Source organism: Bacteroides pyogenes DSM 20611 = JCM 6294 (assembly GCF_000428105.1).
GTDB lineage: Bacteria > Bacteroidota > Bacteroidia > Bacteroidales > Bacteroidaceae > Bacteroides > Bacteroides pyogenes.
Genome location: NZ_ATZH01000051.1, coordinates 1 through 16143, shown reverse-complemented (window position 1 = coordinate 16143; position 16143 = coordinate 1). Strand labels below are relative to the sequence as shown.

The window sequence follows — 16143 nt, the reverse complement described above, 5'->3', positions numbered from 1 at the left end:
GTTTACGTCTACTTTTTGCCCGAATAAGTGAGGGAAAGAGCTGACCAAACGGTTGATTGTCTTTTTATATGTAAGATTATCAGTTGTTTATAAATAAATAGACGAAGAGTGATTCGCAAAAATATTCTCTCTCGAAAGTGCCAAAACGTCAAAACGCCCTTATGACTGTTTTTTTATGCAACAATTGAATGCAGGGGGCGTTTGAAAAGCCGGATTTATGTGATCCATTGCCTCTTCTCTTTGGAACTGTTTGTTGGAAATTCGGATAAAATGCCATATATATTGCGCAAAAAAGCTGTTTTATTAAAAGGTGAATAATATTTACAATATGATACTCTTTTCTATTCGCTCTCTCCCTGTTTGGACCGTCAAATCATCCGATGATGTCGCGTCAAAAAGCCAAGTGCGAAATCTTTCTTTTATAAGGCTGATTTGTTGTGCTATTTGCTGATAATTAAGTATTTATCCCTTCTTCTGAATGGAAGGTGTCATTTTAAAACAGTCATAAGGGCGTTTTGGCGTTTTGGCGTTTTTAAAAACCACGAAAACCGGCGGATTCTGATACAAGAAATGTTTTGCAAACAAGGATTGGATAGGTATATTATATTTACAAATTAGGATCGTTTCAGGTTTAAAGCAAAGCTTGAAAAGCGCTTCCCTTTATTCGTGCAAACTCTATGGCTCTTTACCTTTCAAAGCCCGCCGCCTTTCATTTCAAACATCAGCGTGTTTGATTTCAAAGCCCGCCGCCTTTTTTCTAAAGCCCGCCGCCTTTTTTTCAAAGCCCGCGGGCTTTTTTTCTAAAGTCCATTGTGTCTCTTTGGGGGAGCGATTCAATGCGGATTTGTCTGTAATGCTCTGTCAATTCAGACTATTTTGCCTATTTTTGCAAAAGGCACTATGTCCGGAGTGAATATAAATTAAAATACAATCCGAAGAAGTTGGAGAAAACTGTCCAATAATTGGACGCCACTCTTGGAGAACCTTTGAAAAGCCGATATCTTTACGGCTGAAAACGCAAGAAATGATGAAAAAAGGAACCATTCTCGTCGTGGACGATAATAAAGGGGTGCTTGCTTCGCTCGAAATGCTGCTCGAAACGGAATTCAGCGATGTAAAGACAGTAGCTCATCCGGGCAGGATATTGCCTGTGCTTCAGAAAGAGCAGGTAGACGTGGTGATTCTCGATATGAACTTCTCGGCGGGTATCAACAGCGGCAACGAAGGGCTTTATTGGTTGAGCCGGATTCACGAGCAGGCGCCGGATCTTCCTGTGATTATGCTCACGGCCTACGGGGATGTGGAGCTTGCCGTAAAAGCATTGAAGAACAAAGCGGCGGATTTTTTGCTGAAACCATGGGACAATGGAATGCTGATAGAGAAAGTGAAGGAAGCTTTCGACAGCCGAAAGAGGAAAGAAGTGCCGGCGGTTTCTTCGTGTAAGTCGGAGATGATTGTCGGGAAATCTGCTGCCATGCAACAGTTGATGAAGGTAGTGCGTAAGGTGTCGGCGACCGATGCCAATGTGTTGATAACCGGAGAAAACGGCACGGGAAAAGAGATGCTGGCGCGCGAAATCCATCGCCTTTCGAGACGAAGCAGGCGCGAAATGGTGACTGTGGATATGGGTGCTATCAGCGAGAGTTTATTTGAAAGCGAACTTTTCGGACATGAACGGGGCGCGTTTACCGATGCTTATGAGAGCCGTCCGGGAAAGTTCGAAGCGGCATCGGGCAGCAGCCTGTTCATGGATGAAATAGGCAATCTGTCTATGACGGCTCAGGCTAAGTTGCTCACAGTGTTGCAAAGCCGTTGTGTGACCCGTATAGGCAGTAACAAGGCAATCCCTGTGGATATCCGTCTTCTCTCCGCCACCAATCGCCCTGTCGATGAGATGGTGCATGACGGTACGTTTCGTGAAGATTTGCTGTACCGGCTGAACACCATTCATCTGGTACTTCCCCCTTTGAGGGAGCGGGCAGAGGATATTCCTCTGTTTGCCGATTGTTTTCTGAAGCATTATTCCGCCGGATATCAACGGAAAGATTTGTCGCTGCACGAACACGCTCTCGAAAAACTATGCGCTTATCATTGGCCGGGAAATATCCGCGAACTTCAGCACACCATCGAGAAAGCTGTGATTCTGTGTGAGGACAACGTGATCCGTCCGAAAGATGTCCTCGTGAAGCAGACTTGGATTCCGCCATTGTCTGCGACAGTGCCTAATCTGGAGGAGGTGGAGCGTCGCGCCATCGAAACGGCAATCCGGCAGAACGACGGCAACCTCACCGCCACAGCCGGGCAGCTGGGTATCAGCCGGCAGACGTTGTACAACAAAATCAAACGTTTCAAACTTTAAAGCTGACGATGAAGTTCAACCGACGGGTATATGGAATGATTCTGGGGTATGTGTCGCTGATATCGACGGCAGTCTTTTGTAGCATGTATCTGGTATTTACGCATCGGGCTATAATAATAGGTATTCTCCTGATCGTCTCTTCTTTGTTCTTGGCGGCTGCTTTGGTGCGCCGGCTGAATGCGTTTCAGATGAAGCTGAAGCTGTTTTTCGACGCCATAGAAGATAAAGAGCATACGCTTTGTTTCGACGGATCTTCTTCTGATGCCGATATGAATGAGCTTTGCCGTTCTCTGAATCGTGTCAACGACTTGCTGGGCAGCATGAAGAAACAAGTGCGGCAACAGGAGCGGTTTTACTTTTCTCTTTTTGAGGAACTCCCCGACGGGGCTTTGGCTTGGAACGGAGAGGGAAAGATTATTCTGGCGAACACCTCTGCGCTTCGTTTGCTGGGCATAGAGCAGCTGGTGTTTTTTCATCAGCTGGAACGCCTTTACCCGGAATTGGGCAAGTATGTGAGGCAGAAGGATAAGAAGTTGCGCTCTTGCCTGCTGACATCCGTTCACCACAGGCAGCTCTCTCTTTCGTTGAACACAATGATGCTGGAGCAGGAGGTTGTTACCCTATTGTCGATCAAAGATATCAGCCGCCAGCTGAGCGATAAGGAGAGCGACTCGTGGAATAAGCTGACCCGTGTGCTTACGCATGAGATTATGAACGCCATAGCTCCCGTCGTGTCCTTGTCGCAGACGCTCACTTCGCGTCCGGGAGTGGATGAAAAAACCATGCGGGGACTTTCTGTTATCCGTGAGCAAAGCGAGCGGTTGCTGGAATTTACCTCTTCTTACCGAAAGTTTTCCTGTTTGCCCGCACCCCGGAAAGAACGCTTTTCGCTTACCGGCCTGTTGCGCGAGCTGTCGTATCTGTTGCAACCCGATTTTGAAAGACAGCAGATTCGCTTTACCCTAAACGCTCCGTCCGAAGTCTTCGTATCGGGCGATAAGAAACAATTGTCGCAGGTTTTTCTGAACTTGTTGAAAAACAGCGTTCAGGCACTCTCCGGACACAATGCGGGAGAGATACTCGTGCGTATCGACGGTACGGATCCGCTTCTTATCTCTTTTACAGACAACGGGCCGGGCATTCCGGATGAAATACGAGAGAAGATATTCGTTCCATTTTTCTCTACGAAGAAAGAGGGAATGGGAATCGGGCTTAGCCTGTGCCGTGAAATAATCCAAAGGCATGAAGGCGCCTTTTATTTGTCGGAAAGCCGTCCGGGGCGCACTACTTTTACGGTGGAATATAAGCCGGAAGTCGATGAATCGGAAAATGATGGAAAATAAGAAATCGCAGGCATGAATGCTATGATAACATGTACGTCCGTCATCAAAAAGTGGCTTGCAGCTTTTGTGAGCCTTTTGTTTCCCCGCTGCTGCGTGGTATGCGGCGGTCCGTTGGCGCAGGGCGAAGCGTGCATCTGCACGATGTGCAACATCAATCTGCCCCGCACGGGCTATCATCTTCGTAAAGACAATCCGGCGGAACAGCTTTTCTGGGGAAAGATACCGGTGGAACGGGCTTCTTCTTTCTTCTTCTACCGCAAAGGAAGCGACTACCGGCATATTCTGCACCGCTTGAAGTATGGAGGAGAGAAAGAGACAGGTGAAGTGATGGGGCGGTACATGGCGTCGGAACTGGCAAGTTCCGGCTTTTTCTCGGGGATGGATGTGATAGTTCCCGTACCCCTTCATCGGAAGAAACTACAGGCGCGGGGATACAATCAGAGCGAATGGATAGCGCGCGGCATATCCGGTGTGACGGGCCTGCCTGTCGAATCCGGTTCGGTGGTGCGTTGCAGGCATACGGAAACGCAGACCAGCAAATCGGCTTTCGCCCGTTGGGAGAATGTGGATGGCATTTTCAGCGTTGTTCATCCCGAACGTTTTGCAGGAAAGCATGTGCTGATTGTAGACGACGTGCTGACTACGGGAGCTACGACGGTGGCGTGCGCCAATTCTTTGCTTTCACAGGAAGGGGTGCGCGTGAGTATCTTGACGCTTGCCATGGCGGAATGAAAAGGCAATAAAAAAGGCTCACTTTGCAAGTGAACCTTTTTGCTCTTCCTCTTGGACTTGAACCAAGGACCCTCTGATTAACAGTCAGATGCTCTAACCGACTGAGCTAAGGAAGAATGTTTTTCTCAATTGCGCTGCAAAAGTAATAGGATATTTTGAAATATGCAATATCTTTGCAAAAAAAATATGGATAATGGACAAAATAATAGGACTGGGCAATGCCCTTGTCGATGTACTCGCTACTCTGAAAGACGATTCGCTTTTGCACGAAATGGGGTTGCCCAAAGGGAGCATGCAATTGATTAATGACGATAAGCTGCAGCAGATCAATTCGAAGTTCTCGCAGATGAAAACTCACGTAGCTACGGGCGGGTCGGCCGGAAACGCCATTCTGGGGTTGGCTTGCCTCGGAGCGGGCACGGGCTTTATCGGAAAAGTGGGAAACGATGAATATGGAGCTTTTTTCCGGGAGAATCTGCAGAAAAACAGCATCGAAGACAAATTGCTGACATCCGCGGAATTGCCTTCGGGGGTGGCGTCTACCTTTATTTCGCCCGATGGGGAACGTACGTTCGGCACGTATCTGGGGGCGGCCTCTGCCTTGAAAGCGGAAGATTTGACACCGGATATGTTTAAGGGTTACTCGTATTTGTTTATCGAAGGGTATCTGGTGCAGGACCACGAGATGATTATCCGCGCCATCGAGCTGGCGAAGGAAGCCGGACTGCAAATTTGCCTGGATATGGCGAGTTACAATATTGTGGCGAGCGACATGGAGTTCTTTACCTTGCTCATCAATAAATATGTAGATATTGTTTTTGCCAACGAGGAAGAGGCGAAGGCGTTTACCGGCAAAGAGCCGGAAGAGGCGTTGAAGCTGATGGGAAAGAAGTGCAGCATTGCCATTGTGAAGATCGGTGCGAAAGGGTCGTACATTCGCAAGGGGACGGAGGAGATTAAGGTTTCCGCCATTCCGGTGGGCAATGTGGTAGATACGACCGGCGCCGGAGATTATTTCGCTTCGGGCTTTCTCTACGGATTGACCTGTGGTTATTCTCTGGAGAAGTGTGCCAAGATAGGTTCGATTCTTTCCGGTAACGTGATTCAGGTGGTTGGAACAACCATGCCCCGCGAGCGTTGGGATGAAATAAAGTTAAATATAGACCGCGTTTTGACGGAATAGTTGAGGATTGAGTTATTTTTACTTCTCATTTTAAGGAAAAAATATGAAAAAACTGCTGAATATACGGATCATTGCTGCTGTTGCGGCTGTAGTGTCCGTTGTCGCCTTTTTCAGCTTCAAAAGCGGCGACGACCGAGTGTTCCGGATAGCTAAGAATCTGGATATCTTCAATGCGATAGTGAAGGAGCTGGACATGTTCTACGTGGATACGATCAATCCGGATAAAACCGTTCGGGAGGGAATCGACAATATGCTTTTCTCGCTCGACCCTTATACGGAGTATTTCCCGGAAGAAGACCAAAGCGAATTGGAGCAAATGGTAAAAGGCAGCTTTGGAGGTATAGGGTCTTTGATTACTTACAATACGAAGCTGAAACGTTCGATGATTGCCGAACCTTTCGAGGGCACTCCGGCAGCAAAAGCCGGATTGAAAGCGGGAGATATTCTGATGGAGATCGATGGAGAAGACCTCGCCGGCAAAGACAACGCCCAAGTGAGCCAGATGCTGCGGGGACAGGTCGGTACGAGCTTTAAACTGAAGGTGGAGCGCCCCAACGAGAAAGGCGGACGTACGCCGATGGAATTCGAAATCGTGAGACAGACTATTCAGACTCCTCCTATACCTTATACTACGATGATGGAAGGGAATGTGGGGTATATCAACCTGAGCACCTTCTCCGGCAATCCTTCCAAAGATTTTAAAAAGGCGTTTCTGGATCTGAAGAAACAGGGGGCGGCTTCGCTTGTAATCGACTTGCGCGCCAATGGCGGAGGACTGCTGGATGAGGCGGTGGAGGTAGCCAATTTCTTTTTGCCCCGCGGCAAGACCATCGTCACGACGAAAGGGAAGATCAAACAGGCAGGCAACACATACAAAACGTTGCGCGAACCGCTGGATCCGGACATCCCGATTGCCGTATTGGTAAGCAGCGCCACGGCGTCGGCTTCCGAAATCCTTTCGGGATCTTTGCAGGATTTCGACCGTGCCGTGATTGTGGGCAACCGCACGTTTGGCAAAGGTTTGGTGCAAGTACCGCGTTCGCTGCCCTACGGAGGAACGATGAAGGTGACGACATCCAAATATTATATTCCGAGCGGACGGTGCGTGCAGGCCATCGACTACAAACATCGCAATCCGGATGGAAGCGTGGGAGCCATACCCGACAGCTTGACGAAGGTGTTTCATACGGCTGCCGGCAGGGAAGTGCGCGACGGAGGCGGAATTCTGCCCGACACGGTGGTGAAGCAGGAAAAGCTGCCGAATATTCTGTTTTACCTCATACGCGATAACCTGATTTTCGATTATGCTACCGGTTATTGTCTGAAGCATGCCTCGATAGCTGCGCCGGAGAAGTTCGAAATAACCGATGCCGACTACGGCGATTTCAAGGCAATGGTGAAGAAAGCCGGATTCAAATACGACCAACAGAGCGAAAAGATTTTGAAGACGCTGAAGGAAGCGGCGGAATTCGAAGGATATATGAAAGATGCTTCGGCAGAATTCAGCGCATTGGAGAAGAAGTTGAGCCATGACTTGGACCGCGACTTGGATTATTTCTCGAAGAACATCAGGAAGATGATAAACAACGAAATCGTCAAACGTTATTATTACCAGAGAGGAAGCATCATCCGGCAGTTGAAGGATGACGCCGACCTGCAGGCGGCTTTGAAGATTCTGGGCGACCCGGTGAAATATAAAGAGATACTTGGCGGCACAGTGACACAATAATTGCAAAGCACAGTGACACAATAATTGGAAAAAAGAAACTATACAAATCAAGAAAAGAAAACGATATGTCTACAGAAGAATTGTTTACCACACTGCCTTATAAAGTGGCAGATATGAGTCTTGCCGATTTCGGGCGCAAAGAGATTGAACTGGCGGAAAAAGAGATGCCGGGCCTGATGGCGTTGCGCGAGAAGTACGGAGAAACAAAACCGTTGAAAGGCGCGCGTATCATGGGCTCGCTGCACATGACCATCCAGACGGCGGTGCTCATCGAGACGCTGGTGGCCTTGGGAGCCGATGTGCGCTGGTGTTCTTGCAATATCTACTCCACGCAAGATCATGCGGCGGCGGCGATTGCCGCTTCGGGAGTTCCCGTTTTTGCATGGAAAGGCGAAACTTTGGCGGACTACTGGTGGTGTACGTTGCAGGCATTGAGCTTCCCCGGCGGCAAGGGTCCTACGGTCATTGTAGACGACGGAGGCGACGCCACGATGATGATCCATGTCGGTTTCGAAGCCGAAAGCAACGCTGCGGTGCTCGACAAAGAGGCACATGCCGAAGACGAGATAGAGCTGAACGCCATCCTGAAGAGAGTGTTGGCGGAGGATGGAAGCCGCTGGCGCCGGGTGGCAGCCGAAGTGCGCGGCGTATCGGAAGAGACGACGACCGGTGTTCATCGCCTGTATCAGATGAAGGAAGAAGGCAAGCTCCTTTTCCCGGCATTCAACGTAAACGACTCTGTGACGAAGTCGAAGTTCGACAATCTGTACGGATGCCGCGAGTCGCTCGCCGACGGTATCAAGCGCGCTACCGACGTGATGATTGCGGGCAAGGTAGTGGTTGTGTGCGGTTATGGCGATGTGGGCAAAGGATGCTCTCACTCGATGCGTTCTTACGGCGCGCGCGTGCTGGTGACGGAGGTCGATCCCATCTGCGCGTTGCAGGCAGCCATGGAAGGATTTGAAGTGGTGACCATGGAAGAGGCATGTACGGAAGGAAATATCTTTGTCACCACAACGGGCAACATCGACATCGTTCGCATCGACCACATGGAGAAAATGAAAGACCAGGCCATCGTATGCAACATCGGTCACTTCGATAATGAAATACAGGTAGACGCCCTGAAGCGTTATCCGGGTATCCGCCGCGTAACTGTCAAGCCGCAGGTAGACCGTTACTTCTTCCCCGACGGGCATAGCATCATCTTGCTGGCGGACGGGCGTCTTGTCAATCTGGGATGCGCCACCGGCCACCCGTCGTTCGTCATGAGCAACTCGTTCACCAATCAGACGCTGGCGCAGATCGAACTCTTCAACAAGAAGTACGAAGTAGATGTTTACCGCCTGCCGAAGCATCTCGACGAAGAGGTGGCCCGCCTGCATCTGGAGAAGATCGGCGTGAAGCTCACGAAGCTGACCCCCGCTCAGGCTGCTTATATCGGTGTTCCGGTGGATGGCCCTTATAAGGCTGAACATTATAGATACTAATTCAACGAGGATGTGTAAAAAGCGAGTGTATATGAAGAGAATCCTTCCCGACCTGATTGCCGTTCTGGCTTTTGTCATTCTTTCTTTTGCCTATTTCTTTCCGGCGAATATCGAAGGACGCGTTTTGTTTCAGCACGATTCGGTGGCGGGAGTCGGCGCCGGGCAGGAAGCCACGGAATACTTCGAGCGCACGGGCGAACGTACCCGTTGGACGAACGCCATCTTCGGAGGCATGCCCACTTACCAGATGTCTCCGAGCTACGACTCTACGAAGCCGTTGAAGTGGATAGAGAATATCTATCAACTCTATCTTCCTCCTTACGTGGTGCTGACGTTCATCATGATGCTCGGCTTCTACATCCTGTTGCGGGCGTTCGGCCTGTCGCCCTGGCTGTCCGGCTTGGGCGGAGTGATCTGGGCCTTTTCCTCCTACTTCTTTATCCTCATTTCGGCGGGGCATATCTGGAAGTTCGTAACGCTGGCCTATATCCCGCCTACGATTGCCGGGATGGTGTTGGCGTACAGGAAGAAATACCTGCTGGGGGGCATCGTTACAGCCCTGTTTGTCGCCCTTCAAATCCAGTCGAACCACATTCAGATGAGTTATTATTTCTTTTTTCTCATCTTGTTTATGGTGGGAGCCTATTTCGAAGAGGCTTACAGAAATAAAGAACTGCCCCATTTTTTCAAAGCGAGCACCGTGCTTGTGCTGGCGGGGCTGATTGGCGTATGCGCTAACCTGTCGAATCTGTATCATACGTATGAGTACAGCAAGGAAACCATGCGGGGAAAAAGCGAGCTGAAGCATGAAGGAGCTGCCGCCGCTCAAACGAGCAGCGGGCTCAACCGCGATTATATCACGCAATGGAGCTATGGAATCGATGAAACGCTCACTTTCCTCGTGCCTAACGTAAAGGGTGGGGCGTCGGTTCCTCTGTCGAAAAGCAAGACTGCGATGGAAAAGGCGAATCCGATGTACGGCGGACTGTATTCGCAACTGACGCAGTATTTCGGCGATCAGCCGATGACGGCAGGTCCCGTGTATGTGGGTGCCTTTGTCCTTTTCCTTTTCTTTCTGGGGTGCTTCATTGTCAAAGGTCCGTTGAAGTGGGCGTTGATAGGAGCTACCCTCTTCTCCGTTCTTCTTTCGTGGGGAAAGAACTTCATGGGGCTGACGGACTTCTTCATCGACTACGTTCCGATGTACAACAAATTCAGGGCGGTGTCTTCCATCCTGGTGGTGGCGGAATTTACCATTCCCTTGCTGGCGGTGCTGGCTTTGAAAGAGGTATTCACCCGTCCCGACGCGTTGAAATGGAAAGAAAACTGTACCGGACTGATAGTGAGCTTCGCTCTTACCGCAGGCGTTGCCTTTATTTTGGCGGTGGCTCCGGGTATTTTCTTTTCCGGCTACGTGCCTGCTCAGGAGATGGCGGCGCTGCAACAGGGAATACCTGCCGAGCAGTTGGCTCCTGTGCTTGCCAACCTGAATGAGATGCGCGAAGCCTTGCTGACATCCGATGCCTGGCGCAGCCTGTTCATTGTCGTGTTGGGATGCGGACTGCTGCTTCTCTATCGTCAAGGTAAGCTGAAGGCTGCTTATACGGTGGCGGGCATCGCATTGCTTTGCCTCATCGACATGTGGGGAATCAACAAACGGTATCTGTATGATGAGGAGTTTATCCCCAAATCCCGGCAAACGGACGTATTCCGCAAGACACAGACCGATGAACTGATTCTCCGGGATTCCGGTTTGAACTATCGCGTGCTGAACTTCGCCACCAATACATTCAACGAAAACAACACGGCCTATTGGCACAAGAGCGTAGGCGGTTATCATGCCGCCAAACTGCGTCGCTATCAGGAGCTGATCGACCGTCACATCGCGCCCGAGATGCAGGAGACGTATCGTGCCGTTGCTTCCGCAGCCGGCAGGATGGATAGCGTGGATGCTTCCAAGTTCCGGGTGCTGAATATGCTGAATACGAAGTATTTCATTTTCCCTGCCGGAAATCAGGGACAGACTGTTCCCGTTGAGAACCCTTATGCGTACGGAAATGCCTGGTTTGTGGATAAAGTGCAATATGTCGATAACGCGAACGAAGAGATTGATGTGTTGGCGCATATCGTGCCGACGGAAACAGCTGTGGTCGACACGAAGTTCAGGAATCAGCTGAAAGGCGTTACCGATGGATATAAAGATACTCTCTCGTCCATCCGCCTTGTGAGCTACGAGCCCAATCGCCTGGTGTACGAGACTTCGACGGCGAAAGACGGCGTGGCGGTATTCTCCGAAATCTATTACCCCGGCTGGCAGGCGACGGTCGACGGCAATCCCGTCGATATCGCCAGAGCCGACTATGTATTGCGCGCGATCCATCTGTCCGCCGGAGAACATCGTGTCGAAATGTGGTTCGACCCGCAAAGCCTTCATGTGACGGAGACTATCGCTTATTTGTCTTTGCTGCTCCTGTTTGCCGGAGGATTGGTCTGGGTCGGTTTGTGGTGGAAGAACCGGTGTAAAACAACCGCGCTATCAAAGAGAACTTCATCCCTTTGATAGCGCTAACTATCTGACAGCCACACTTTGTGTTTTTGCATTATGCTACGTCCTTTTTTATGGTTTCAACCCCATGCAGCCTGATGTGGACAAAATTAAATGCGTTTGTACTGTCAAGCCTTGCCTGTCATTGTTTACTCCTTCTCCCCGTATGCGAGATCGCCCGCGTCTCCCAGCCCCGGAACGATGTAAGAATGGTCGTTGATTTCGGGGTCGATGGCGGCGCACCAGATGGTTGTTTTGTCCTCGGGGAACACTTCGCAGATATGGTCGATAGCCTGCTGGCTGGCAATGATGGAAGCTATGTGGATGTTGCTCGGTTTACCTTTTGTCAGCATGGCCTGATAGCTAAGCTCCATGCTGCTGCCCGTAGCGAGCATCGGATCTGTAATGATCAATGTCTTTTCGTCGATGCGCGGAGAGGCGATGTATTCGATGTGTATATCGAACTTTAACGTATCCTTGTATTTGCGGTAAGCGGAAACGAATGCATTTTCGGCATAATCGAAATACCTGAGGAATCCTTGGTGGAAAGGAAGTCCCGCACGGAGAATGGTGCTGATGACCAACCGATTGTCGGGCGTACTGACCGGAGCGATCCCCAATGGGGTTTGGATGTTTTTTACCGAATATTGGAATTCTTTACTCATTTCGTAAGCCATTACTTCACCGATTCGTTCGATGTTGCGGCGAAAGCGCAGGCGGTCGTTTTGTACTTCTACATTTCTGATTTCCGAAACATACTGGTTCAAAATGGAGTTTGTCCGGCTAAAATCAATTACTTTCATATATTCTTCTTGTATTTTATTCCGAAGAGGCTGCTTGCCAGCCTTTAGTGACTTCGTACCGGATTGCAAAGTAAGTGATAATCTCGCTAATTTGCAATATTCAGGTTGCATATATTGTTAGGATTTGATAAAAGAGACACAATTAGAGAAAAATTTCTCTAATTCTTTTTTGCTTTGAAAAGAAAGTACTATTTTTGTGTCCGGAATTGAAATAGGAAAAGAATAAAAACAAATACCAATTTTTTAATTAATTCAAAGGAAATGGCAAATTTAGATTTAAGCAAGTACGGTATTACCGGCGTGACCGAGATTCTTCACAATCCGTCTTACGATGTTTTGTTCGCTGAAGAAACAAAGCCGGGTTTGGAAGGATTTGAAAAAGGGCAAGTGACTAACATGGGAGCTGTAAACGTTATGACAGGTGTTTATACCGGACGTTCTCCTAAAGATAAATTCTTTGTAAAAGACGAAACCAGCGAAAATACTGTATGGTGGACTTCGGAAGAATATAAAAACGACAACAAGCCGGTTGACGCGAAATGCTGGAAAGCGGTGAAAGAATTGGCAACCAAAGAACTTTCCAACAAAAAGTTGTATGTTGTTGACGCTTTCTGCGGAGCTAACGAAAACACTCGTTTGAAACTGCGTTTCATCATGGAAGTTGCTTGGCAGGCTCACTTTGTAACGAATATGTTTATCCGTCCCACCGCTGAGGAATTGGCAAGCTTCGGTGAACCCGACTTCGTGATCATGAACGCTTCTAAAGCTAAAGTTGAAAACTACAAAGAACTGGGATTGAACTCGGAAACGGCTGTTGTGTTCAACTTGACAGAAAAGATTCAGGTAATTCTGAATACTTGGTACGGCGGTGAAATGAAGAAAGGTATGTTCTCTTACATGAACTATCTGTTGCCTTTGGAAGGCATAGCTTCTATGCACTGTTCCGCAAATACCGACAAAGAAGGTAAGAGCTCCGCTATTTTCTTCGGTCTGTCAGGTACCGGTAAGACTACCTTGTCTACCGATCCGAAACGTCTGTTGATCGGTGATGATGAACACGGATGGGACGATGACGGTATCTTCAACTTCGAAGGCGGATGCTACGCTAAGGTTATCAACTTGGATAAAGAAAGCGAACCCGACATCTGGAACGCCATCAAGCGCGACGCTCTGTTGGAAAACTGTACCGTGAATGCTGAAGGCGAAATCAATTTTGCCGATAAGTCGGTAACAGAAAACACTCGTGTTTCTTATCCTATCTATCATATCGATAATATCGTTAAACCGGTATCTAAAGGTCCTCACGCTAAGCAAGTGATCTTCCTGTCGGCCGACGCATTCGGCGTATTGCCTCCGGTATCTATCCTGAACCCCGAACAAACTCAGTATTACTTCCTTTCAGGATTTACTGCTAAGTTGGCAGGTACGGAACGCGGTATCACCGAGCCTACTCCCACATTCTCCGCTTGCTTCGGAGCTGCTTTCTTGTCATTGCACCCCACTAAATACGGTGAGGAATTGGTGAAGAAGATGAAGAAAGCCGGCGCGAAAGCATACTTGGTGAACACCGGTTGGAACGGTACGGGCAAACGTATCTCCATTAAAGATACCCGCGGTATCATCGACGCTATCCTCGACGGTTCTATCGACAAAGCTCCGACAAAGGTTATGCCTTACTTCAACTTTGTTGTTCCGACAGAACTTCCGGGTGTAGATCCGAAGATTCTTGACCCTCGCGACACATACGCCGATGCCGCTCAGTGGGAAGAAAAAGCAAAAGACTTGGCAGGACGTTTCATTAAGAACTTCGCTAAGTTTACAGGTAACGAAGCCGGTAAGGCTTTGGTTGCTGCCGGTCCGAAACTCTAATTTGCATATTAGACATAGCACACAATGGAAGGCGTCTTGCAAAAGGCGCCTTCTTTTTGGTTATTATCAGGCCGGTCAGATGATTCGGGGACGGATAATGAAATGCTTTTCGTTTGAATTTTTGAACAATTAGTCCTATCTTTGCTTTTTATAAAGAAACGGATGTATGAACTCGCCTGAGAACCACACAGATATTATCTCCTTTAACCGGCTTTTTACGGAAAACCATGCGCGCTTTGTCCGCTTTGCCTCGACGTATGTCGACGACCGCATGGCGGCGGAAGATATCGTGATGGAGGCGATGATGTATTATTGGGAAAACCGCTGCCGGTTGGATATCGGAACCAATTCTTCAGCCTACATCTTTACCGCCATAAAGAATAAATGCCTCAATTATCTGCGAGATAAACAATACCGCCGGCAAGTTTCCGATCAACTGATGGAACATGCCTCCTGGAAGCTTTCGCTGCAACTCGCCACTTTGGAAGCGTGCGATCCGGAAGAGCTTTTCTCCGATGAAATAGAGCGGTTGGTGAATGAAGCGTTGGGCAGGCTCCCCGAAACTACCCGGCGGATATTTATAATGAGCCGTTTCGAAGAAAAGAGCCACCGGGAGATAGCAGCGGAGATGAACATGTCTGTCAAAGGAGTAGAGTATCACATCTCCAAAGCAACTTCGGTATTGAAGCATGCGTTGAAAGATTTTCTCCCCATCCTGCTTTTTTTATTGAAAGTTTATTCGTAGACAGCCTGCGGATTAACCATATATATCCACCCTGCTGAGTATATATGGCTATGGGTGATGAGTATATATGGCTACCGTGGTGGGCATATATATCCACCGGGCTGACTATATATGTCTACCGACCGGAAGATGTATACCCGTCGTTTTTCTCCTCTTTTTGCATTTATTAACTAGGGTGCCCTTTTGTTTATGTGTTATTGATATAAACAGGTCTCCTTTTTTATTTTTAACAGCAAACTCTGATGCATTTGGATAAAGAACTGTTGTATCGCTTTTTCTCCCAGCGCACAACGCCGGATGAAGAGATGAAAATCCGGCTTTGGTTGGAAGAGTCGGACGAGCACCGTCGCGAATTCTTTCGCGAGCGGAAGCTGTTTGACGCCCTCATCCTTCGGGGAGATGCGGGCTCTGTTTTAAAAAACCATGTCCGCCGCCGTTTTCTTTGGAGGAGGATAGCTGTCGCCGCTTCCGGTATTGCAGCTGTTTTTATATTGGCTGTAACAACGGCCTATTACCTTCTGGAACAGTCGATGAAAGAAGAAGTGATGAATACGGTTGCCGTTCCTCAAGGGCAGCGGGTGAGCCTGACGCTGGCAGACGGCACCCATGTATGGCTCAACGCCATGACCCGGATGGAATATCCGCAAAGCTTCAGAGCGTCCGACAAGCGTATGGTGCGTATCGATGGAGAAGCCTATTTCGAAGTAAGCCGTAACCCGAAGAAGCCTTTTGTGGTATGCACCGACAAAGGAAACGTAGAGGTACTGGGCACCAAATTCTATGTCGACGCCTACAATCGAACGAACCGCTTTGAGACGTCGTTGGTGGAAGGAAGCGTCAAGGTGTCCACGCCTACATCCGAACTTATGTTGCATCCCAACGATAAGGCTGTCATGCTGGCCGACGGAAGCTTGATTCGTGAAAAGATAACAGACATGGATGTTTATCGCTGGAAAGAGGGACTCTACTGTTTCAAGGATCTTCCCTTTTCCGAAGTGTTGAAACAGTTTGAAGTGTATTACGATGTACGCTTTGCGTTCAGTAAACGCATGAAGCACAACCCGGTCATCAGCGGTAAGTTCAGGTTGGTCGACGGAGTGGATTACGCGTTACGGGTATTGCAGCGCGATATCCCGTTCTCGTTCCGGAGATCGGAAGAGTCGAATATAATCTATATAGAATAATTTGTTGAACCTTTAAAAATCAGTAGCGCCTATGTAAATACACACCATCCAAACAAAAATGGCAGATACTGCCAATATCTGCCAAATCTTGAGAAAGAAAACGCTTTTCGCTCCTGCATGAAAAGCATTTATCTACAATCTAATCGTAAAAATATGAAAAATAA

11 protein-coding genes and 1 tRNA gene are annotated in these 16143 nt (G+C 48.7%); 10 read left to right on the top strand and 2 right to left on the bottom strand.

Translation table 11 applies throughout. From position 1 onward, the window contains the following. The first annotated feature begins 1027 nt into the window (after positions 1-1027). The 3 genes from C234_RS0112165 to C234_RS0112155 are packed head-to-tail and all read left to right on the top strand — an operon-like array spanning position 1028 to position 4434. Entirely contained in the window at positions 1028-2359 is a 1332-nt protein-coding gene (locus C234_RS0112165; protein ID WP_027325995.1) for a sigma-54-dependent transcriptional regulator, read from the top strand. An 8-nt stretch (positions 2360-2367) separates the two neighbouring features. Further along, positions 2368-3702 carry a sensor histidine kinase gene (locus tag C234_RS0112160; protein ID WP_027325994.1) on the top strand — a complete coding sequence of 445 codons (1335 nt, stop codon included), beginning with the start codon at positions 2368-2370 and terminating at the stop codon, positions 3700-3702. Positions 3703-3723: 21 nt separating this feature from the next. Further along, the gene (locus C234_RS0112155; RefSeq protein ID WP_034537616.1) at positions 3724-4434 is read left to right on the top strand and encodes a ComF family protein; all 711 of its coding nucleotides are present in this window, start codon (positions 3724-3726) and stop codon (positions 4432-4434) included. A gap of 42 nt (positions 4435-4476) precedes the next feature. Here the strand turns inward: C234_RS0112155 and C234_RS0112150 are convergent. Then, a tRNA-Asn gene (locus C234_RS0112150) sits at positions 4477-4550 on the bottom strand. Positions 4551-4627: 77 nt separating this feature from the next. Between C234_RS0112150 and C234_RS0112145 the strand changes: the two genes are divergently transcribed. From C234_RS0112145 to C234_RS0112130, 4 genes are all read left to right on the top strand, one after another. Further along, a complete protein-coding gene (locus tag C234_RS0112145) occupies positions 4628-5617 on the top strand; it encodes an adenosine kinase (protein ID WP_027325992.1) in 990 nt (329 codons plus the stop codon). 43 nt (positions 5618-5660) lie between these two features. Next, positions 5661-7346, top strand: a complete 1686-nt coding sequence (locus tag C234_RS0112140) for a S41 family peptidase (RefSeq protein WP_027325991.1) — start codon at positions 5661-5663, stop codon at positions 7344-7346. Positions 7347-7411: 65 nt separating this feature from the next. Continuing rightward, positions 7412-8833, top strand: a complete 1422-nt coding sequence (gene ahcY, locus C234_RS0112135) for an adenosylhomocysteinase (RefSeq protein WP_027325990.1) — start codon at positions 7412-7414, stop codon at positions 8831-8833. 31 nt (positions 8834-8864) lie between these two features. Further along, on the top strand, positions 8865-11393 hold the full coding sequence (locus C234_RS0112130; protein ID WP_027325989.1) for a YfhO family protein: 2529 nt from the start codon (positions 8865-8867) through the stop codon (positions 11391-11393). A gap of 134 nt (positions 11394-11527) precedes the next feature. On the opposite strand, the gene upp is transcribed toward C234_RS0112130, so the two are convergent. Continuing rightward, positions 11528-12181: a uracil phosphoribosyltransferase gene (gene upp / locus C234_RS0112125; protein ID WP_027325988.1), complete on the bottom strand. Its 654-nt coding sequence runs from the start codon at positions 12179-12181 to the stop codon at positions 11528-11530. Positions 12182-12442: 261 nt separating this feature from the next. On the opposite strand from upp, the gene pckA reads away from it, so the two are divergent. The 3 genes from pckA (at position 12443) to C234_RS0112110 (ending at position 15979) form a co-directional block, all read left to right on the top strand. After that, on the top strand, positions 12443-14050 hold the full coding sequence (gene pckA / locus C234_RS0112120; RefSeq protein ID WP_027325987.1) for a phosphoenolpyruvate carboxykinase (ATP): 1608 nt from the start codon (positions 12443-12445) through the stop codon (positions 14048-14050). Between the two features lie 166 nt (positions 14051-14216). Continuing rightward, positions 14217-14795, top strand: coding sequence for an RNA polymerase sigma-70 factor (locus C234_RS0112115; protein WP_027325986.1), 579 nt, complete (start codon positions 14217-14219; stop codon positions 14793-14795). 242 nt (positions 14796-15037) lie between these two features. Next, positions 15038-15979 carry a FecR family protein gene (locus C234_RS0112110; RefSeq protein WP_027325985.1) on the top strand — a complete coding sequence of 314 codons (942 nt, stop codon included), beginning with the start codon at positions 15038-15040 and terminating at the stop codon, positions 15977-15979. The last annotated feature ends 164 nt before the right edge of the window (positions 15980-16143 follow it).